The organism is Phyllobacterium sp. NPDC097923 (assembly GCF_044760925.1).
In the GTDB taxonomy this organism is placed as follows: Bacteria; Pseudomonadota; Alphaproteobacteria; order Rhizobiales; family Rhizobiaceae; genus Phyllobacterium; species Phyllobacterium calauticae.
The window spans coordinates 206,610-226,130 of the sequence record NZ_JBIWBL010000004.1; the positions used below are offsets into that span (position 1 = coordinate 206,610).

Annotated in this window: 16 protein-coding genes; 10 read left to right on the forward strand and 6 right to left on the reverse strand. The window is 56.9% G+C overall.

What is annotated here, in order from left to right:
* Positions 1 to 25 precede the first annotated feature (25 nt).
* From ACIQWS_RS19370 to ACIQWS_RS19390, 5 genes are all read right to left on the reverse strand, one after another.
* A complete protein-coding gene (locus ACIQWS_RS19370) occupies positions 26 to 2,887 on the reverse strand; it encodes a S8 family serine peptidase (protein ID WP_403183111.1) in 2,862 nt (953 codons plus the stop codon).
* 201 nt (positions 2,888 to 3,088) lie between these two features.
* Positions 3,089 to 3,553: an SRPBCC domain-containing protein gene (locus tag ACIQWS_RS19375; protein ID WP_346308093.1), complete on the reverse strand. Its 465-nt coding sequence runs from the start codon at positions 3,551 to 3,553 to the stop codon at positions 3,089 to 3,091.
* Positions 3,550 to 3,903, reverse strand: coding sequence for a metalloregulator ArsR/SmtB family transcription factor (locus tag ACIQWS_RS19380; protein WP_346308094.1), 354 nt, complete (start codon positions 3,901 to 3,903; stop codon positions 3,550 to 3,552). The genes ACIQWS_RS19375 and ACIQWS_RS19380 overlap by 4 nt, the downstream gene beginning before the upstream one ends.
* Before the next feature lie 87 nt (positions 3,904 to 3,990).
* Positions 3,991 to 4,908, reverse strand: coding sequence for a cation transporter (locus tag ACIQWS_RS19385; protein WP_346308095.1), 918 nt, complete (start codon positions 4,906 to 4,908; stop codon positions 3,991 to 3,993).
* Positions 4,909 to 5,083: 175 nt separating this feature from the next.
* The gene (locus ACIQWS_RS19390) at positions 5,084 to 5,890 is read right to left on the reverse strand and encodes a LuxR C-terminal-related transcriptional regulator (RefSeq protein ID WP_403183116.1); all 807 of its coding nucleotides are present in this window, start codon (positions 5,888 to 5,890) and stop codon (positions 5,084 to 5,086) included.
* Positions 5,891 to 6,073: 183 nt separating this feature from the next.
* Between ACIQWS_RS19390 and ACIQWS_RS19395 the strand changes: the two genes are divergently transcribed.
* From ACIQWS_RS19395 to ACIQWS_RS19435, 9 genes are all read left to right on the forward strand, one after another.
* Entirely contained in the window at positions 6,074 to 7,162 is a 1,089-nt protein-coding gene (locus tag ACIQWS_RS19395; RefSeq protein ID WP_346308097.1) for an ABC transporter ATP-binding protein, read from the forward strand.
* 26 nt (positions 7,163 to 7,188) lie between these two features.
* Positions 7,189 to 8,349, forward strand: a complete 1,161-nt coding sequence (locus ACIQWS_RS19400) for a spermidine/putrescine ABC transporter substrate-binding protein (RefSeq protein WP_346308098.1) — start codon at positions 7,189 to 7,191, stop codon at positions 8,347 to 8,349.
* Positions 8,350 to 8,425: 76 nt separating this feature from the next.
* Positions 8,426 to 9,292, forward strand: a complete 867-nt coding sequence (locus tag ACIQWS_RS19405; RefSeq protein WP_403183122.1) for an ABC transporter permease — start codon at positions 8,426 to 8,428, stop codon at positions 9,290 to 9,292.
* Positions 9,292 to 10,104: an ABC transporter permease gene (locus tag ACIQWS_RS19410; RefSeq protein WP_288193013.1), complete on the forward strand. Its 813-nt coding sequence runs from the start codon at positions 9,292 to 9,294 to the stop codon at positions 10,102 to 10,104. The genes ACIQWS_RS19405 and ACIQWS_RS19410 overlap by 1 nt, the downstream gene beginning before the upstream one ends.
* 15 nt (positions 10,105 to 10,119) lie before the next feature.
* On the forward strand, positions 10,120 to 10,881 hold the full coding sequence (locus tag ACIQWS_RS19415; RefSeq protein ID WP_403183128.1) for an SDR family NAD(P)-dependent oxidoreductase: 762 nt from the start codon (positions 10,120 to 10,122) through the stop codon (positions 10,879 to 10,881).
* 289 nt (positions 10,882 to 11,170) lie between these two features.
* Positions 11,171 to 14,440 (forward strand): adenylate/guanylate cyclase domain-containing protein, encoded by a 3,270-nt coding sequence (locus ACIQWS_RS19420; protein WP_403183131.1) that lies wholly within the window; start codon positions 11,171 to 11,173, stop codon positions 14,438 to 14,440.
* A 23-nt stretch (positions 14,441 to 14,463) separates the two neighbouring features.
* Positions 14,464 to 15,144 (forward strand): peroxiredoxin-like family protein, encoded by a 681-nt coding sequence (locus ACIQWS_RS19425; protein ID WP_346308103.1) that lies wholly within the window; start codon positions 14,464 to 14,466, stop codon positions 15,142 to 15,144.
* 102 nt (positions 15,145 to 15,246) lie between these two features.
* On the forward strand, positions 15,247 to 15,882 hold the full coding sequence (locus tag ACIQWS_RS19430) for a DUF1326 domain-containing protein (RefSeq protein WP_346308104.1): 636 nt from the start codon (positions 15,247 to 15,249) through the stop codon (positions 15,880 to 15,882).
* A complete protein-coding gene (locus ACIQWS_RS19435) occupies positions 15,879 to 16,706 on the forward strand; it encodes a DUF2182 domain-containing protein (protein ID WP_403183136.1) in 828 nt (275 codons plus the stop codon). Before ACIQWS_RS19430 ends, ACIQWS_RS19435 begins: the two co-directional genes overlap by 4 nt.
* Positions 16,707 to 16,759: 53 nt before the next feature.
* On the opposite strand, the gene ACIQWS_RS19440 is transcribed toward ACIQWS_RS19435, so the two are convergent.
* Complete coding sequence (locus tag ACIQWS_RS19440) at positions 16,760 to 17,623, reverse strand: protein-L-isoaspartate O-methyltransferase (RefSeq protein WP_403183140.1); 864 nt, start codon at positions 17,621 to 17,623, stop codon at positions 16,760 to 16,762.
* Between the two features lie 251 nt (positions 17,624 to 17,874).
* On the opposite strand from ACIQWS_RS19440, the gene ACIQWS_RS19445 reads away from it, so the two are divergent.
* The gene (locus tag ACIQWS_RS19445) at positions 17,875 to 19,506 is read left to right on the forward strand and encodes an amidohydrolase (protein WP_403183143.1); all 1,632 of its coding nucleotides are present in this window, start codon (positions 17,875 to 17,877) and stop codon (positions 19,504 to 19,506) included.
* Positions 19,507 to 19,521: the final 15 nt, after the last annotated feature.

The following is a 19,521-nucleotide window of genomic DNA, read 5'->3' on the forward strand; positions in this document are numbered from 1 at the left end:
CCGTAGATGGCAGTGCCGGCAACACCTATTTCGCGGGCGCCCGTTTGCGGACAGTTCGAGCCTGCGGAACACGTTTGTCCGGTGACGGTTCCATACGCGGCTTGCCGGTGAGCTTCCCCTCGACAAAGGTGAGATAAACGGAGCCGCTCCAACCGTCAGGAACGATCCTCGGCAGTGCCGATGGTTCCAGATGGAGCACCCCGGCAGCCGGGGCATCAAACAAGGCGGCGAGTTTCGAGCCGATAGGCGAACCGATGCCCGTACAGGGGTCGGGACCAGTGCGTGCCCGGTAATAGCCATTGTCACCCACAGTGATATCGTTGAAGCACATATGGTTCAGCCAGAGTTTGGGTGTGATAAAACCAAGTTTGCGGCCAAAAGCGGCAAACAGGCCTGCATAGAGAGGTGCCACCGCGCTGGTGCCGCCGACGACCATCGTCTGCCCGTGCACGCAAATCTCATAGCCATTGCGCGGATCGGCATGCGCCGCAACATCAGGCACCATCCGGCCCGGCCCGTGCGGTGCACCGGCTTCCCACGGTTGCGGCGCAAACAATGTCGAGAAGCCGCCGCCCGTCCCATTGCCGTCCGGATTGCCCGGATCTTCATTCCAGACCACTTCACCTGCAGCCGATTTGGAGGTTCCACCGCAGCCAATCACATTCGGGCAGGACGCAGGCATGTCGACATTGGCCGGACTGCTGCCACCGTCACTTGAATTATTGTCGCCAGCCGCAGCGAAAATCACCATGCCAGCAGTTGTCGCCGCCTGTGCTGCGCTTTGCATCTGAGCAACCAGGTCCTGGCTGGTGCCCTGTCCGGCCTTGACCCAAAGTGCCTCATCGGCACCCCAGGAAAGCGAGCAGACATCGCAGCCATCCGCTGCCGCCGCCCGCACCGCCGCTGCGATTCCACTGGGTTGAGGCGACGCCCAGTATACCCGGATCGAGGCGGGCCGGCCGGTTGCCGCATAATGGGACGCGGCCGCGATTTGAATGTCGAGTGCAACCTCGACATCGGCATCACCAGACCGGCCATTGTTCCTATTGGGATTGTTCCCAGCACCGGCAACCGGCACATCAACGATCTGAGGCACAGGCTGTCCCAGCGCTGCAAAATACGCGTCCATGTCGCTCGCAACCCAGCCGCCACCGAGCTCAACAATGGCAATCACACCGCCACCGAGAAGGTTTTGCGGCCAATCATAGGCCTTGCAAAGATCGGGAACGCCCCAGCTTGCCGGTACCGCCTGGCCACGACCGGTCTTCTGCGCCTCGACAGGATTTCGAAGTTTGAAATAAGGCCTGCAAATGGCAGACTGTTCGCTGCGCAGCGCCTGGGCAATGAAACGGGCCCTTGTGCTGTCGTAGAAAACACTGAGATCAGCTTTCAACGCGGTCCGGGACTCGCCATCAAGATAAATCATGTGCCCCGACGGATAGTTGCGAATAGTCAGATTGGCGCGCACCGACGGATTGGTGAGCGGCATATCCGCCAACGTCAGCGCGGTCTGGAAGAATGGCGTGACCGAATCATAATAGCCATTGGCGGAAAACACCTTGAGGCTGGGATTGAGCGCCATCACCGCCGCCAGATCGCCGGCCGTATAGAGAACCGGGTTGCCATTGGCATCCTTGCCGCCTCTCTGCGTGCCCGTTGGATCGATGTGGCCGAAATCCCAATTTTGAAATGCCTGATCGTTGAGATCGGCGAAGGGTGACAGAGCCGTGAACTTCAACTCATCGTTCAGATAGGTATTCCACATGGCGGTATAGACGCCGCTTACGGCGGTCATCGTCGGGTCATTGCCGCCGGAATTAGGGTCAATCTGGCCGGCAATTCCCGTATCGATGGCAGTCACCCTTCCATCATAGGCCCCAAGCGCCAGCCCCCGATCCTGCAGGAGGGTCGTCAGGAAGAGAAGATTGGCACCATTGTTCGCCTCGACATTCAAGCTCCAGGACGTGAGGACGACGGGCGAAATGCCGAGATAATCACTCAGTGTCTGCAATGTCGCCGCGTCAAACTTGGGAAAATCCGTCAAAGCCTTTGCATAAGGGCCCTGCGCGAAGGCCTTCACCGTATCCATGAAGGCAGGCAGCGGCGGCCGCACCCCCACATTGACTTTATTATGATACCAGGCGTCTGCCGCCAATGTCGGCAACAGTCCAACCGGATTGCCGGTTTGCGTATAATCGAGGATCGACGACTGCAGCGTCAGGCCGTTGATATCGACACCGTCTTCATGCAGCATCCATGCCAATACACAGGTGCGGGGCGTGCCATAGGATTCGCCAAAGAGGAATTTGGGCGAATTCCATCGATCAAACGCGGTCAAATAACGCTTGATGAATTGGGCAATCGAGCGCGCATCCTGATCGACACCCCAGAAATCCCGATTCCGGTTCGGCGCAATTGCGCTTGAATAGCCGGTGCCGACGGGATTGATGAACACCAGATCGCTGCGATCCAGCAGACTGTCCGGATTGTCTTCAATGGTGTAGGGAGCGGGCGGCGTAAAATCGGGCATACTGGTCTTGATACGCCGCGGCGCAAACGACCCGAGCAACAGGAACACCGACGAGGACCCCGGCCCGCCATTGTAGAAAAAAGTGACCGGGCGCGTCGACTGATCGACGCCATCAGCGGCAAAACTGACGTAGAAGAACGCCGCTGCCGGCTGCGCACTGGATGGATTAACGGTAACCAGATGGCCGGCACGCGCTGTATAGGGAATTGGCTTGCCGCCAATCACGGCCACGTGGTGAGTAACCGCAGCATTCTCCGCTGCACTTGCAATGGAATCATCAGGCCCTGCGCCGTAAGGCGTGGTATCGAGAACGGGTTGGTCTGAGGGGGATTCTTCAACAGATGAAACCTCGGTCATGGATCACACTCCGATACTAGGTAACATTTTCTCTGCTGCTTTGATCCTAGACCTCAAGCTTTGCCCTGTAAATCAGATAGGCGCCGCTTTGAGGCGACGCCTATCTTGATCCGGCACCACCCCCGCAGAGCCGATGGCACCGCGTGCCCTGGATTTGCGGGAGGGTGAGCGGCGCTTCCGCCACCGCCCTGTAGAAACGGCCTAGATCAATCCCTCCAGCCGGACATAACTCGCTTCCATGCCGTGCTCCATGCCGCTTGCCAGCATCATCGATCGCGTTTCAGCGTCAGGCAACGTCATACGCATGGTCATCAGCGTACCGGATCCGTCCGGATCGAACCGCGTTTCCACATGGTTGTCTGGCGTCGTGTGTGGAAGATGCATCCGCTCGATATGAACAATGCGGCTATAAGGCTCCAATTCCAGATATTCGCCTGTCAGATAAAAGCCACTGCCGTCAGGGCCTTTCCATTCAAATCGGATCTTCCCGCCAGGGCGCGCCTCGTTGGTGCAGACGGGCATTGTCCATCCGTCCGGCCCAAGCATCCATCTTTGAATCAGCGTTGGCTCTATGTGTGCACGGTAAACGGCTTGAGGCGGCGCATTGAAATGCCTCGTCACCACAACATGCAGATCGCCCTCGGTCTTGATCGTTAGTTTGCTCATTTCAATTCCTCTCCATTCTCAACCATGTCTGCCAGGACTCCATCGAGCCTGTCGTAGTTCTGAGCCAGCGCATCCCTTAGCATCGCAAGCCATCGATCGACGGTTTCGATCCCGGCGCTCGATAACCGGCACGGCCGCTTCGTGCCCTGGATACGCCGGACAATCAGCCCGGCATTTTCGAGCACCTTCAAATGCCGAGAAATTGCTGGCTGGGTCATCGCGAAGGGTTCGGCCAACTGCATCACCGTCTCCTCACCATGCGCCAGGCGCGCAAGAATTGCCCGGCGTGTGGGGTCGGCCAGCGCTAAAAATGCAGCATCGAGATTTGTCGCGTCAGTTGAAATGTTCATAACATATTTGTTATATAACATATTCGTTATAGTCAATAGGGAGCACACGTCTTGACACCGGATTGGGCATGATGTCCCAGCCTGCGGTCAGACCGCCCATTCCAGATCAGTGGTGAATGCAATGGTCAGCCACCGGTCTGTACTTTCGTCGCCTATGGCTTCGCCGATCTCATCCCGGATAGAATCCCATTCCTCAAGACGCCTTGACGGCCACCCCATAGGGACAATGAAGTACAGCTCAATCTGCTTTCCGCGTCCGACCTTTGCCACATAAGCGCGGTAGGAAACGAAGCCATATCGCTCAACAAAATGTTGCGCGACGGTGTCAACGTGCAATTTCAGCGCCGGGGGCGTGATCAGAAAGATATCGGCCAGTGCCTGCCTGATCGTGCCGATGGGAAGTGGAATGATAACGACGCAGACAAGGGCAAGGACTGCCGGATCAATATAGGGGGTGATCCAGTCGAGCCGCGTTCCCTCTATTGCATAACCAACGGAAAATGCCACCAATAGTGCAGCGGTGATGCCTCCGGACATAATCCAGGCCTTGGCGTCCAAAGCGACAAAGTCGGAATGCAGACGTTTATTCATTTTCATTTCAACGACTGCCATGACCGTGCAGGCAATGAGAGCAACGGCGGCATAGAAAATCGCGAAGCTGAACTCGAGATCGCGGCCGCCACTCATCAGGCTGCCGATCGCGTTGATCAATGCATAAATCGCAACGCCCGATAGCATAATGCCGTTGAGGCCAAGCACCATGGGTTCAAGATGCCAGAAACCCATTGTGAACCGTTCCCGGAGTTTTCCGGTCGGAACAGCGGATAATGCGATCAGCCGCGCAACCCCCAGAGCCAGGCCGCTCATCGCGGCATCGGCCAGCATGTAGACACCGTCAAATACGATGGAGAAAGACCCTGCCAGCAAGCCGAATATCACGCCAAAGCCTGCGACACAGATTGTAACAGCTATGGATATGCGAAGAATGCCCTGTTCGCTGTTCAACGGTCGCCTCCGGTCATGAGTGTCGGAATTATATCCCGGCGAACCGTATCACCATCACAAGATGATCGACAGGGATTCCGGGCAGACAACACACTTGCGGATAAACATTCCGACATAAAACCCGGCCGCGCCCCGCGGGACAACGAGCATCGGCCAATGCCCCGACGCCCCCAATCTAATGCTCGCCCAACTTCTTCAGGTAGATGGAAAGAAGTTGGGTCTGGGACGATATGCCGAGCTTGCGGTAAACATTGCGCCGGTGAACCTTTACAGTGCCCATGGTGATCGAAAGCCGCAATCCGATAGATTCCGACGAGTGCCCTTGCAGCACAAGTTCGATGATCGCTGCCTCGCGATCCGTCAGGTTGAGATCACGCCACACTGTGTCAGCGGCATTTAACTTGTCCTTGCGACGCCCTTTCCTTTGCTTTGCAACGGCGGCGTCAAAGAGAAGGCCGATATCCTGATAATAGTGTTTCACCAGTCGCGCGACCAGCGGCTCAGCCTTGCGCAATAGCGAAAGATCTTGCGTTGCAAAGGGACCTGTTTCTTCGCGCCGCATCAGCGAGAGCACAATTGTCAGGTCCTGCGCGATGGGAACGAAGAAGCCAATTTCCTCGGCAAGTCCTGTCTGAACATAATAGGTGCGATAGTACTCGCTGGAAAAAAAGCGGTCTGGCGCAAGCTCGCGCATGCGCCAGACTCCAGACCTCGCCTCGCGGGCGTTGTGATAGAAAGGATCGAGGAGATAGGGGCCCATTTGATACAGATTGACGAAAATCACCTGCTCCGCCGGATCAAAGGTGCTGTAGAGATCAATGGGGCGTTCATTCCCGCGATAAGCAAACATCACCACGTGATCGAACTTGACGAGTGAGCGCATCATCTGGCGAAAAAGATCGCCAAACTCATGCGACAGCATTGTCGATCTGCCTACAAACCGGCGAAACACATCGAATAGCGTTTCAATATCGACGCTCATCGTGCCGGCTCCTCATCTTTTCATAACTGCAATTGCGTATACACCTTACATTGGTATTCGCCTGATGAAATACCTCTTTTGGGGTATATACCGCACAGTCACGGATTGGCTACTTTGCTGGTCATGACGGTGGCAAAGGCAGCGCAGACTGACCAATGTAACTTAAAGCCGCAGGGGACTAATGTGACATCTCATTCAGTGAACGACATCGAGTTTCGGTCGGTCAGCAAATCCTATGGCGCCGTGACCGCTGTCTCCGATATTAATCTCCAGGTCCCAAAGGGCGCATTCGTCGCTTTGCTCGGCCCTTCCGGTTGCGGCAAGACGACGTGCCTGCGTATGATTGGCGGTTTCGAACAGCCCACGACGGGCGACGTCCTGATCAACGGCAAACCCATGAACGGTGTCCCGGCCCACCAGCGGCCCGTGAACATGGTGTTTCAGCAATACGCGCTCTTTCCGCATTTCAATGTCGAACAGAATGTCTCCTACGGGCTAAGGCAGGCCCGCCCGAAGATCAGTGCGCCCGAGATATCCCGCCGGGTTGGCGAGGCGCTGGAAATGGTGCGGCTTGGCGGGTTCGGCAAGCGCCGTATCCATGAAATGTCCGGTGGACAGCAGCAGCGCGTGGCCTTGGCGCGCGCATTGGTCAATAAGCCGTCCGTGCTGCTTCTGGACGAACCCCTCGCGGCACTCGACAAGAAATTGCGCACGGCCATGCAGATCGAACTGCAAACATTGCAGCGCGAACTGGGCATCACCTTCGTTCTGGTAACCCATGACCAGGAAGAGGCCCTCTCCATGAGCGACCTTGTCTGTGTGATGAATGCGGGACGCATCGTACAGCTTGCAGCCCCGCAGGAAGTCTATGACAAACCGCGGGATCTCTTTGTTGCCGACTTTGTCGGCAAGACCAATCGAATAGCTGCAACAGTCGAAGCAGATGGTGCCACGCTGCGCCTTGCAGATGGGAGTGCCCTGTCGATAGGGGAAAGGAGCGCACTGCCTCCTGGCGCAGTGACCCTGGCGCTGCGCCCAGAGGCCATCACCTTGCATCGACAGAACCAATCGATCTCGGGCAGGCTTTCAGGGATTGTAACCCATCGCATCTTCCTTGGATCATCGGTTGAATACTCGGTTTCCGTCAACGGGCTTGGCAATTTCCTGATCACCGCCGATCGGCATGTTCTCTCGGAGAGCAGCCTGGTCGAGCCCAATGAAAGGGTTGTGCTGAGCTTCAACCTCGACGCTGCGCATATCTTTCCGGCCTGAATAATATCAAAAAAGGGAACATCTTCATGCCTAAAAACTATAGAGAGAATGCCCCAATAACAGCTGCACAGTTCATGGATGAGTTGCTGCGCCTCAAACGCGGGTCCGTCTCCCGCCGGCACTTCCTGGGCGTTACAGGACTTGGTCTGGCCTCCGCAGTGCTGGCAGGCCAGACCGGCTTGCTCTCGTCTCCGGCCTTCGCCGAGGACCTTGGCAAGCAAATGTCGATCGCCACCTGGCCGAACTATCATGATCCTGCAACGTTTGAAGCTTTCACGGCGAAAACCGGCGTTGCGGTCGAAGTCAATGTTTTTGGTTCGAATGAGGAAATGCTGGCGAAATTGCAGGCCGGAGGCACCGGCTGGGACCTGTTTGTGCCAACCAATTACACCATCTCCACCTATGTAAAGCTTGGCCTGATCGATCCTCTCGATATGTCGAAGCTGACCAATTACAGCCCGGCCACAGAAACGGCGCGCTTCACCGCCGAGGGGACCGTCAGCGGCACGACCTATGCAGTGCCAAAAAACTGGGGCACGACCGGAATTGCCCTCAACTCAAAGAAAATCAAAACACCCGTAGCGAGCTGGAAGGATTTCTTCGAGGTCGCACAAAATGAGGCCGACACGCGCACCATCGTGCATGACTATCAGCTCACGACGATCGGCAGTGCGCTGGTTTCGCTCGGCTACTCCTTCAACTCCGTCAAACCTGACGAACTGGCCAAGGCAGAAGCACTTCTGGTGAAGGTCAAACCGCACCTCTATGCCATCAACAGCGATTATCAGCCGGCCATGCGCGCAGGAGATGCATGGATGACCATGTGCTGGACCAATGATGGGGCGCAGCTCAACCGCGATGTACCGGAAATCAAGTTTGTTCTTGGCAAAGATGGCGGCGAGATCTGGTCGGACTTCTATGCCATCCCCAAAAGCGCCGCGAACAAACCGGCGGGTTACGCCCTGCTGAACTACCTCATGGATCCAGCCAACGCCGTCAAGGAGCATATCGCCAATGGCGCTCCGACAACTGACAGCCGCGTGCTTTCGCTTCTTCCGAAGGAAATTACCTCCAACACCATTGTCTATCCGCCGGATGGACAACTGACTCCACTGGAGTTCGGCGCGGCGGTCACGCTCACCGACCCCGCCCGTGCCGAGGTCATGGCGCGCTTCAAGTCAGCCTGACAACACATCTTGTCCTTCTCTCGGCACCCCGTAGTCGAGAGAAGGACGGGCACATCATCCATACAAGAGATATCCGATGGCATTGGCTATAAACACAAAACGAAGGATGGTGACCGCATCGCTTGTCGCACCAGCTGTGGCTTGGCTTTTCATTTTCCTCGTGCTGCCCTTCATTGCCATGCTGGTTTTTTCAGTCGGAGAGCGCGCACCTGAAGGCGGATATCAGCCGGCCTTCACATTCGCACAATTTGCCAATCTGCCATCGCGCGCTGCGGCTTTCTGGAATACGCTCTTTCTCGCGCCTGTCGGCGCCTTCATCTGCCTGATTGTCGCTTATCCGGTTGCCTACTATCTCGCAGTCAAGGCCAATCCCCGGTATCGGCTCCTGCTTGTTTCACTGGTCATTGTCCCATTCTGGACCAGCCTTTTGGTGCGCACCTATGCCTGGATGTATCTCCTCGGCTCCCGCGGCATTCCCAATCTTCTGAGCATGGTCGGTTTCGACGACGTGCGCATCCTCAACACCCATGGCGCTGTCCTTCTTGGTATCGTTTACGGCTATCTGCCGCTCATGATCATGCCCATCTATGTCAGTCTGGAAAAGCTTGATCGTCGCCTTCTCGAAGCGTCCGCTGATCTGGGTGCCAAACCGGTCTCCACTTTTTTCAGCATCACATTGCCACTCTCCCTGCCCGGGGTGATGACAGGATTGTCGCTCGTCACGATCCTGCTGCTTGGCGAGTATTTGATCCCGCAGCTTCTTGGCGGCGGCAAGGTGTTTTTCATCGGCAATGCCCTCGTCGATCTCTTCCTGCAGTCGCGCAACTGGCCATTCGGATCGGCAATCGCCGTCACACTGGTGATTTCAGTGGTTTTCGTGCTGCTCATTGCCATGCGTATTGCCTGGAAGATCGCGGGAACCAGACAAGTGGACCTCGTTTGATGCGTGCTTTTATTTCGGCAGTCTATGTGTTCCTCTACGCACCGATCGCGCTCGTGGTGCTGTTTTCCTTCAATGCCGGTCGCAATGCCAGTGAATTCACCGGCTTTTCGACAATGTGGTATGGCAAGGCTCTGGGCAACACGTTTCTCGTTGCCGCATTGCAGAACAGCCTCATCATCGCCCTGACAAGCGCAACACTGGCCGCCATATTCGGCACAATGGCCGCCATCGGGATGGAGCGATTGGGCACGCGCGCACGTGCCGTGCTTGATGGTCTGTTTGCAGCAGCCATCGTCGTGCCGGGCGTGGTGATCGGCATTGCAACACTCGTCGCATTGGTGGAAGTTTTCTCCTTTCTCAATCCGCTGCTCAACGCCATTTGGCCAGGGGCCAATCCGCCGCAACTTGGGCTTGGCTACGGTTCGATTGTCGCCGCGCACGGGCTCTTTTCGATGGCATTGGTGACCATGATCGTGAAGGCGCGTATCGCCAGTCTTGGCCGCGACATCGTCGAAGCCTCAAGCGATCTCTACGCAACGCCGCTGACCACTTTTCGATTGGTGGTGCTGCCGCAAATCCTGCCGTCGGTGCTGGCGGGCTTTCTGCTCTCGTTCACATTTTCCTTCGACGATTTCATTATCGCCTTTTTCGTCGCCGGCTCCAAAACGACTTTGCCCATCTATGTCTTCGCGTCCATTCGCCGGGGTGTTACCCCGGAGATAAATGCCATTGCCACGCTGGTTCTGGTCGCCTCGCTGATGATGATCCTGATAGCCCGCATTCTGATGCGGGAGAAAAAAACAACAAACTGACACACAGGAAACCCCATGATCCTCAGAGATCGCGTTGCTATAGTCACCGGAGCCGGCTCCGGAATCGGTGAGGCCGGTGCCGCCATTCTGGCGCGCGAAGGTGCCCATGTAGTCGTCATTGATATCAATGCAGAGAATGCGGAAATCGTCGTGAACCGCATTTGCAAGGCGGGCGGGCACGCGGAAGTTGCTGTTGTTGATGTAACCGATGACGAGGCGCTTGCGGCAAGTATATCTTCAGTGGCCGCCAGGCTCGGGCGCATCGATATTTTGCACAATCATGCCGGAGCACAGATTGCCGGCAACCTCGAGCAGGTGCCGGTTGAAGGGTTCGACCGGTCGTGGAGCCTCAATGTACGGGCGCATTTCATGGCCTCCCGTCTTGTCATGCCGGTGATGAAAGCCGCGGGCAAAGGCGTCATACTCAACACATCATCATCGTCCGGCGTCCTCTATGATCGCGAGATGATTGCATACACGACCACCAAACATGCCGTCATCGCGATGACCCGCCAAATGGCCGGCGATTACGCGCGATTTGGAATCCGTGTAAACGCGCTTTGCCCCGGTTGGGTTGATACCCCCTTCAACGAACCTTTCATCGGCCAAATGGGCGGACGCGGTGCAATAGAAGCCTATGTGCAAGAGCAGGTTCCATTGGGGCGCTGGGCACACGTCGAGGAGATAGCCGAATCGATCCTGTTTCTGGTTTCAGATCGTTCGTCCTACATTACCGGGCAAGCGCTTGTGGTGGATGGTGGGGAAACGATCTCCTGAGCCCAGCTTGTACATCTCTTGAAAAGGGCCGGACCATTGGGTCCGGCCAAGTTGTGAAGGCCCAAGACCTTCTCCCTGGGGTGGGGGATGTCAGCACCCAAGAGGAGTGGTGCCGACATGTCTTCAGTAATGCCCCGCTGAAGCACTTGCAACCCGATTGTCTCCAGCATTCTCACATTATGGGCCGCTTGCCAGCCCCTCGCAGCAGGTTCATTATTTAATGGGGAATCCAGCGCGCGGGATAAAGCGCGGCAGGATCGTACATCCGGGTTCCTGTGAGGTCATATCGATGAACTGCACGGGTTGCGGTTTTGACGTTCAAAGCGGTTTTGCGTTTTGCCCAAAATGTGGCGCGAAACAAGCCAGCGCGTGCCCCAACTGCGAATATCTGTGCCCACCAGACTTCGTGTTCTGCCCAAAATGCGGAGCCCAGATCGCCGATCCGCCGACAATCAGCAGCCTGCAAAGGCCGCAAGAAACGTCCCGACAAGCCATCCGGCCCACGCTGGTAAAATCCGAAACCGGTGCAGATCGCCGTACCGTTACCGTGTTGTTTGCCGATCTCTGCGGTTTCACCACATTGAGTGAACAACTCGATCCGGAAGTCATGCAAACGCTCCAAAACGAACTTTTTGAAGAGCTGACGGCGGCGGTACAGGGCTTCGGGGGCTTTGTCGACAAATTCATTGGCGATGCGCTGCTCGCATTGTTCGGTGCACCGGTCGCACATGAAGATGACCCTGAGCGAGCACTCCACGCGGCGCTGGACATGGTCAGCCGGGCCGCAATGGTAGGAAAACGCTGGCAAACACGCTCGCATTCGCCCCTGATTCTGCATGTTGGTATCAATACAGGCCCGGTCGTTGCCGGCGGCTTTGGTGCGGGCATCGCCAAATCCTATTCAGTGACGGGCGATACGGTGAACAGCGCACAACGGCTGCAGTCGATGGCGAAACCGGGCGAGATCCTCGTTGGGCCGCTGACCTATCGCCTCACACGACATGCATTCTCTTATGATTCGCTTGGTGACCAGGCCCTGCGTGGCAAGGTTGGCAGCGTTCTCGTACATCGGCTGGTGGGAGCGCTCGAGGAGCCCCGCACCGCAAGGGGCCTCGAAACACTCGGCCTGAGTGCGCCACTGGTCGGGCGTGAAAAGGAACTTGCCCGTATGCTTGGCTGCCTTGATATGGCAGCCTCTGGTCGAGCCCAACTGGTACGGCTGATCGGCGATGCAGGCATTGGGAAATCACGCCTGACCGAGGAATTCCTGGCAAACACGCGTGATGATCCTCGTTTCACCAATGTTGTGGTCCGGCGAGCCATCTGTTCACCGCTCGGCGAGCCGTCATATGGCACACTCGCTGCTGTGTTGCGCAGTGCCTATGAAATCAACGCCAATGATTCACCGGAGAAAACAAAGGATTTGCTCGCCGCCGGGCTGAGCGACCTTGGCCTTGCCGCCGGCGAAGTGAAGCAATTGATGCCGCTTCTGCTTTACGTTATCGGTCTTGGCGAATCCGATGACGTGCTGCATCAGGTTGAACCCGAGCAATTGCGCCGGCAGATCTTCTATGCAATCCGCACTATTTTCGAGCAGCGCCTGGCGCGTTCGCCCCTGCTGCTTGTCGTCGAAGACCTCCATTGGGCTGATACCGCATCGCTCGAAGCATTGCGCTTTTTGATGGACCGTCTGGAGCGTAGCCGCTTCATGCTGCTGACGACCCATCGGCCTGCGTTTGAGACGGATATGCTGGATTCAAGCCGTATCAGCTTGACGGCGCTGCGCCTCCCCCCTTTGCATGCCAATGACGGTCGAAAAATGCTCCGTGCATTCTTCGGTCATGGCCCCGGCGGATTGCCAGCTGATCTGTGCAACAGCATTGTCGATCGCGCCAACGGCAATCCTCTGTTCATCGAGGAAATTGTGCGTCATTTCATCGAGGTTGGGGCTGTGCAAAGGGACAACCGGCATTGGCGGGTGGCAAATAGGGAGGCAGCTGCCGACATTCCCGTCGGGATACAAGCAATGTTGCTCGCCCGAATGGACAGGCTGCCGCCGGAAGTGCGCAGATTGGCCCAGGAGGCCGCAGTTATCGGGCCGCGTTTCGACGCGGAATTATTGAAGACCATTTCGGCAGCCCCGGCAAACGTCGAAGCGGGGCTCGATCTCCTTTGCGATGCTGAAATCATCGAGGAAATCCCCGGTGCAAACCCGGTATCGGCGCCAGGCTACCGCTTCATCCAGACGCTGCTTCACGATGTGATTTACCACAATCTCCTGTTGCAACGACGCATTGAGATGCATGAGCTCATCGGTGATACATTGGAACGATTGTATGGAGACGATCCAGAACGTCTCGAAGATCTGGCAATGTTGGGTCACCATTTCAGCCAAACCGCAGCCGCGACGAAAGGTGCGCACTACCTGATGGCAGCAGGCGACCGGGCGCGCAAGACATACGCCAACGATGACGCGGTCCGTCTCTACAGGCAGGCACTGGATGCCCTGTCGAATACTGGTGACCACGGACCGGAATCGCTGCTCTTGCGCGAACGCATTGCAGATCTCTGCGGACCCGCAGGTCAGCGCGATGTCGCCGATGAGCAATACCAGACCGTCCTTAATATTCATCGCGCCAAGGGTGACCTCGCCGCTACCGCAAGAATATTGCGCAAGCTTGGGCGATTGCTTTGGGACTCCGGCAAACGCGATCAAGCCGAGACACGCTATGCCGAGGCAGCAGCACTGCTTGAAGGGATAGATCCGCTGATCGAGCATGCGCATCTCTCGCAGGAACGCGGCCGCCTTGCATTTCGCACTGGCGACCACACTGCCGCCGTGCGGTGGGCGGACGAAGCATTGCGTTTTGTTCAAACCATGGCGCCCGAAGCCGGCGCCGAAAGTGACATCGAAACTGCTCGGGTCACGGCCGAAGCGCTGAACACCAAAGGGGTGGCGCTTGCACGACTTGGCCGGAGCCAGGAAGCGGTGAGCGAGGTGGAGCGCAGTGTCAAGGTCGCTGAAGATGCAGGCCTTCTAAGTGCCGCCTGTCGCGGCTACACCAATCTGTCGGTGCTCTATACCATGGTCAATCCGGAACGCGCGATCCGGGTGTGCCAGCGCGGGCTCGGGGTGGCGCGCCGCATCGGCGATCTGGGCTTTCAGGCGCGTCTCCTTGCCAATCTTGCCGTGGCCTACTGCACCTTTACCGATCGGTGTATCAGCGAGGGCGTGCCCGCGGCCGAAAAGGCAATCGAGATCGATCGGGCGCTGGATCAGCGCGACCATCTCTCGGTTCCCCTCATCGTGCTCGGACAAATTCATCAGTGCCATGATCAACCGGAACTGGCGCGTGAATGTTACAATGAGGCCCTCGACGTGGCACGCGAAATCGGTGAACCACAATTGCTGTTTCCGTGTTATGATGGGTTGGCGACGCTCAATCTCGACCTCGATGATTTGGCCGAGGCGGAGCGATATTTCGCCATGGCGCAAGAGGTCTGCGCACAGCATGGGCTCGACCCCGAAGCGCTTGTCGTATTGCCATTTCTCGATTAGCCGAGTGGAAGGGGATGACGCATATGTCGGAGCCTCATATCAAAGGACCGTTACAGCCGGGCGACCGGGCACCCAATGTTGTGCTTGACGCGATTACCCGCCAGGGCAAAGTCGCAATCGATGATTTTCGTGGCCGCAAACCGGTATTGGTAGGCCTGTTTCGCGGTTTGCATTGCCCGTTCTGCCGGCGCCAGATCACAGCCATGTCGCAGCTTGAAGGCGCCCTGCGCGAGAAAGGCATTGACAGTCTGACTGTGGTGAACACGCCAATCGACCGCGCCCGGCTCTATTTCAGATATCACCCATTGCCCAACCTGCTGGCTGCATCCGACCCGGAACGGATCTCGCACCGGGCATTCGGCCTGCCCAATGTCGAATTCACCGAAGCTGAAAGCGATTGGCCACGCAAGATCAGCGCAGAGGCCGTCACGAATATGCGCATTGAGATGCCGGGCGAATTACCCGAACCGATGAATGCAATGGCAGCGGTCGAGTTTCTCGACAAATTGGATGGATACGAATTTTCCGAAGCCGACCGCCAGATGATCGCAACCGGTGAAGGTCAGCTTGTGGGAGAGTTTCTGCTCGATCGTGACGGTATCGTGCGCTGGAGCTTTACCGAAGTACCCGAAGGTGGCCGTTACATGTTTGGGGTGCCGGCACCCCAGGAACTGATGTCCGCCGCTTCGCAGATCGCGGGGTAGAGCGACGCTGTTCTGCCTGCAAAGCAGGCCCGGCGCCGGATGAACTGTCAAATATCCGTTGGAGAACAAAGAACAAAATAAAACAATAATGAGGAGGAGAAAATGACGGACGTTAAATGGACTCTCGTGGGCCGTGAATTCGTACACTGCAACTGCGCCTATGGTTGCCCCTGTCAGTTCAACGCTTTGCCTACCCGGGGGGATTGCTGCGCGGTTGCAGCCCTTACGATCGAAGAAGGCCATCACGGAACCACCAAACTGGACGGGTTGAAATGCGCCATGATCGTGGCCTGGCCAGGAGCGATCCATGAGGGCAAGGGCCAAGCCGTGCCAATCGTCGACGAGCGCGCTTCGGCGGAGCAGCGGGAAGCGCTGTTGCGCATCATGAGCGGGTTGGATACCGATCCCGGCGCGACTTTCTTCCAGGTCTTTTCGACGACGTTCGAGAAAGTCCACGACCCGGTCTTTGCAAAAATAGATTTTGAAGTCGATGTGAATGGCCGTGCGGCGCACTTGAACGTTCCGGGATGGATCGAGGCTCGCGGCGAGCCGATCCTCAACCCCGTCACGGGCCAGACCCATCGGGCGCGCATCAATCTGCCAAACGGTTTTGAATATGACACATGCGAAGTGGGGCGCGGATGGGCCGAGACGCAAGGTCCCCTGAAGCTGTCTATTCCCAACTCTCATGCACAGTTCGCCAGACTGCACCTGACCCAGAGTGGTGTCGTGCATTGAGTGCCACGGGCGCCACAGCGCTCGAAGCGGTACTTCGACGCGATCGATTGATCGTCGCCGCATCCCTTGCCGTGCTCACGATGATCGCCTGGGCCTATATTCTCTGGCTCGCGCGCAGCATGAACAGCGATGGCATGGCAATGCAGGGCATGGACGCGGCTTCCTTCGATGTGATGATGATGTCCGGGTTTCGGTCGTGGACCACGACCGAATTTGCCGTCACGATGTTGATGTGGGTGGTCATGATGATCGGCATGATGACCCCCTCCGCCGCACCGATGATTTTGCTCTATGCGCGGGTCGGCCGTCACGGCGAGGTGCAGGGCAAGCCATTGGCTGCAACGGGATTTTTCGTTGCCGGCTATTTTCTGGCCTGGACGGCTTTCGCCTGTGCGGCGACCATTGGTCAATGGGCACTGGAGAGCACCTTGCTGCTCACCCCCCTGATGACGAGCGCGAGCGGAATTTTCAGTGGGGTTACGCTCATCGCAGTCGGGCTGTTTCAATGGACGCCCCTGAAGGATGTTTGCCTCAGACAATGCCAGGCACCCGTCATGTTCATTCATCTGCACGGCGGGTTCCGGCGTGACCCGTTGGGCTCCGTTGCCCTTGGATTTCGCCACGGCATCTATTGCATTGGATGCTGCTGGGCGCTGATGGGCTTGCTCTTCATCGGCGGGGTGATGAATGTCCTGTGGATTGCGGCCGTCGCAATCTTTGTCCTTGCCGAAAAGCTTGTGGCAAGGGGACGCTGGTTTTCCCGCCTATCCGGCGTCGGGTTGTGCCTGGCTGGGTTGTGGTTGCTGGGAGCAACGATCCTCTGATTTGTCCAGCGCCATGGAATATTGGAAAATGCACTCTTGCTCGAAACCGTCCCTCAACCGTAGGTAAGCGACCAGCCTGGAGCCCGCAGCCAGCAGCGTTCAGTTGGTATGTCGTCGGTGCGATAGAGGCGAGCAACCCGTTTATAGTCGCCGCTCTCAAAGGCTCTCGCGAGCGCTTTTTCTGATGCTGCATCGCGCATCCCCTCGCATGGGAAGATCGCCACCGGTGATATCCACCTGGCCCAAAACGTCTCTGCTTGGCGCGTTATCAGAAAGACGGCACCGTGGAGTTGTATTTTGCTCCAATCGCTGCTGAAGCCCTTTTCGGTCGTGAGCGGAAGGATCAGCCTTCCGCCTTCCTTGAGGCGGTCGAGCCAGATATCTGCGGGCTTCGTAGCGCCCGCGTTGACATAGATCAGGTCTGCGGATTCGAAGTCAACTTTGCTTCCATCGCCCTGTATCAAGCAAACGTTCGAATACCCGGCAAGGTTTACGCGGGCCCTTTCAGCAAGTTCCGGGTCATATTCGATCGCGGTCACCTTGCCGGATGGACCAACGAGTTGCGCCATAATCGCCGAATAATAGCCAACGCCCGCGCCCACATGCACGATGTGTTCGCCTTCTCGCGACGTGCTCTGTGAAAGAAGGAAAGCATGCAGCGAGGGTTGCCCGTTGTTGATATGCCGTTCAGGCAGAATTCCGACAAGACTGTCGGTGTAGAGATAAACCGGATCGGCGGTGGGCGTCGGAGTATAGGCTTCCTGCCAACGCAGGACGGGCCACGGTCCCGGCCCCAGATAATCCTCTCGCGGCACGGTCGCAAATGCGTCCTCTACGGGTTCGTCAGCGATCCCTGCAGCTGCTGCGATCTGCATCGCATAGGCGCGCCGTACTATCTTCAGCTCGTCAGGTGTCATGAGCAAAATACCCCGTTGATTGGAAGAGTAATCCTAACGAGCAACATTCCCAAATCAATGACGTTACGTGAGTTAGACTTTGGCCTTGATACAACTGTTTCGGCAGATCGACGCCCGCGTCGTCGATCTGTTTACCAATCAACAGCCAGCATATCAATTCGATGAAAAATAATGTGGTTTCCGTAGCTTGCAATCCATTTGAGATGATGGAAGTCTTTAAAAAAACACAAGCATGACGGGAACCGTGCTTCATGACTCCACCAAAACTGGTCGCTGCAGACAGCATTTTGCACAATGGTAACATCTGGTGCGGATACGAAGAAGGCGTCGTTGAAGCGCTGGCGATATGGCAAGGCAAGATCCTTGCAACAGGCTCATCCGCTGAAATGCTGGAACTGCAAGGCGCGCATACAAAGCTCGTCGATCTCCACGGAGCATTCGCAACGCCCGGCCTTAACGATGCACATCTGCATTTGATTTCTACTGGCTTAACACTCCAATGGATCGATGCAACGCCGGCTAAGCTTCCAACACTTGAAGCTCTGCTTGACGCAATCGGAGCCAAAGCTGCCAGCCTTCCCAAGGGCGAATGGATTCTGGCGCGCGGCTATGACCAGACCAAGCTGGATACGGGCCGCCACCCCTTGAAATCGGAGCTGGATCAGGTTGCGCCCGACCATCCGGTCATGCTGACGCGGGCCTGTGGTCATGTTTCAATCTTCAATTCCGTAGCTTTCGCCAAGGCGGGTGTCGACGAAGCCTATGCCGCTCCGTCGGGTGGCATGATCGAGCAGAGAAATGGCGTCTTGACCGGTATGGTCGCTGAAAATGCCCAAGACGTTCTGCGTGCCGCCATTCCAGATCCCGATGAAAACCAATTGATCGAAGCGATCGAAACAGCCGGGAAAATGCTGCTCTCCTATGGCATCACGTCGGTCATGGATGCTGCGGTCGGGCACCTTGCCGGCTTTAACGAAATTCGCGCCTATCAGATTGCCCGGCGTGACAATCGGCTACCGGTTCGCAGCTGGCTGGTTTTACTTGGCGACCCCGGCAAATCGATTGTGCCCGACTGTTATCGCGCCGGACTTGTCTCGGGGGTTGGCGATGACATGCTGACCATTGGCGCCGTCAAGATTTTCCTGGACGGTTCGGCGGGCGGGCGTACGGCCTGGATGTCCAAACCCTATCTCGGGGACGATAACAATACCGGCATTCAGATGCTGCCAGATGCTGAACTGCAGGATCTTGTCTTGGATACCCACAACAAGGGTTACCAACTTGCCTGCCATGCCATCGGCGATCAGGCCATCGAACAGCTGATTACGGCTTATGAAAAGGCGCTTGCTGCCACACCTGATCCAAACCGTCGCCACCGGATCGAACATTGCGGATTTTCAACCTCCTCACAGCATGATCGCATGCAGAACGCCGGCATCTATCCCTGCCCCCAGCAGGTTTTCATCTATGATTTCGGTGATGCCTATATTTCGGTTCTGGGCGATGAACGCAGCCGCTCCAGCTATCCGTTGAAGACCTGGGCCGATCTCGGTTTCAAGCCTGCCACAGGCAGCGACAGCCCGGTCTGCCATCCCGACCCGTTTCCGAATTTGTACACGATGCTGACGCGCAAAACCTGGAAAGGGACGGTGATGGATGCCGCACAATCCGTTTCCATCGAAGATGCGCTGCGCGTTTATACCGAATATGGGGCTTTCTCCCAAAAACAGGAACACATCAAGGGTCGTTTGGTCCCCGGGCAGGTTGCTGATATCGCGATCTTCTCACGCAATCTGTTGACCGCGACACCGGAAGAAATCCTGCACGAAACCCAGTGCAATATGACCTTGAGAGGCGGGGAAATCGTTTTCACGCGAGATTAGAACCTACCAATACCG

Bases quoted from the DNA above. Each gene is read 5' to 3' on its own strand.
- ACIQWS_RS19370 (WP_403183111.1), bottom strand. From the start codon at position 2,887: ATGACCGAGGTTTCATCTGTTGAAGAATCCCCCTCAGACCAACCCGTT.
- ACIQWS_RS19375 (WP_346308093.1), bottom strand. From the start codon at position 3,553: ATGAGCAAACTAACGATCAAGACCGAGGGCGATCTGCATGTTGTGGTG.
- ACIQWS_RS19380 (WP_346308094.1), bottom strand. From the start codon at position 3,903: ATGAACATTTCAACTGACGCGACAAATCTCGATGCTGCATTTTTAGCG.
- ACIQWS_RS19390 (WP_403183116.1), bottom strand. From the start codon at position 5,890: ATGAGCGTCGATATTGAAACGCTATTCGATGTGTTTCGCCGGTTTGTA.
- ACIQWS_RS19400 (WP_346308098.1), top strand. From the start codon at position 7,189: ATGCCTAAAAACTATAGAGAGAATGCCCCAATAACAGCTGCACAGTTC.
- ACIQWS_RS19405 (WP_403183122.1), top strand. From the start codon at position 8,426: ATGGCATTGGCTATAAACACAAAACGAAGGATGGTGACCGCATCGCTT.
- ACIQWS_RS19410 (WP_288193013.1), top strand. From the start codon at position 9,292: ATGCGTGCTTTTATTTCGGCAGTCTATGTGTTCCTCTACGCACCGATC.
- ACIQWS_RS19415 (WP_403183128.1), top strand. From the start codon at position 10,120: ATGATCCTCAGAGATCGCGTTGCTATAGTCACCGGAGCCGGCTCCGGA.
- ACIQWS_RS19420 (WP_403183131.1), top strand. From the start codon at position 11,171: ATGAACTGCACGGGTTGCGGTTTTGACGTTCAAAGCGGTTTTGCGTTT.
- ACIQWS_RS19425 (WP_346308103.1), top strand. From the start codon at position 14,464: ATGTCGGAGCCTCATATCAAAGGACCGTTACAGCCGGGCGACCGGGCA.
- ACIQWS_RS19430 (WP_346308104.1), top strand. From the start codon at position 15,247: ATGACGGACGTTAAATGGACTCTCGTGGGCCGTGAATTCGTACACTGC.
- ACIQWS_RS19440 (WP_403183140.1), bottom strand. From the start codon at position 17,623: ATGACACCTGACGAGCTGAAGATAGTACGGCGCGCCTATGCGATGCAG.
- ACIQWS_RS19445 (WP_403183143.1), top strand. From the start codon at position 17,875: ATGACTCCACCAAAACTGGTCGCTGCAGACAGCATTTTGCACAATGGT.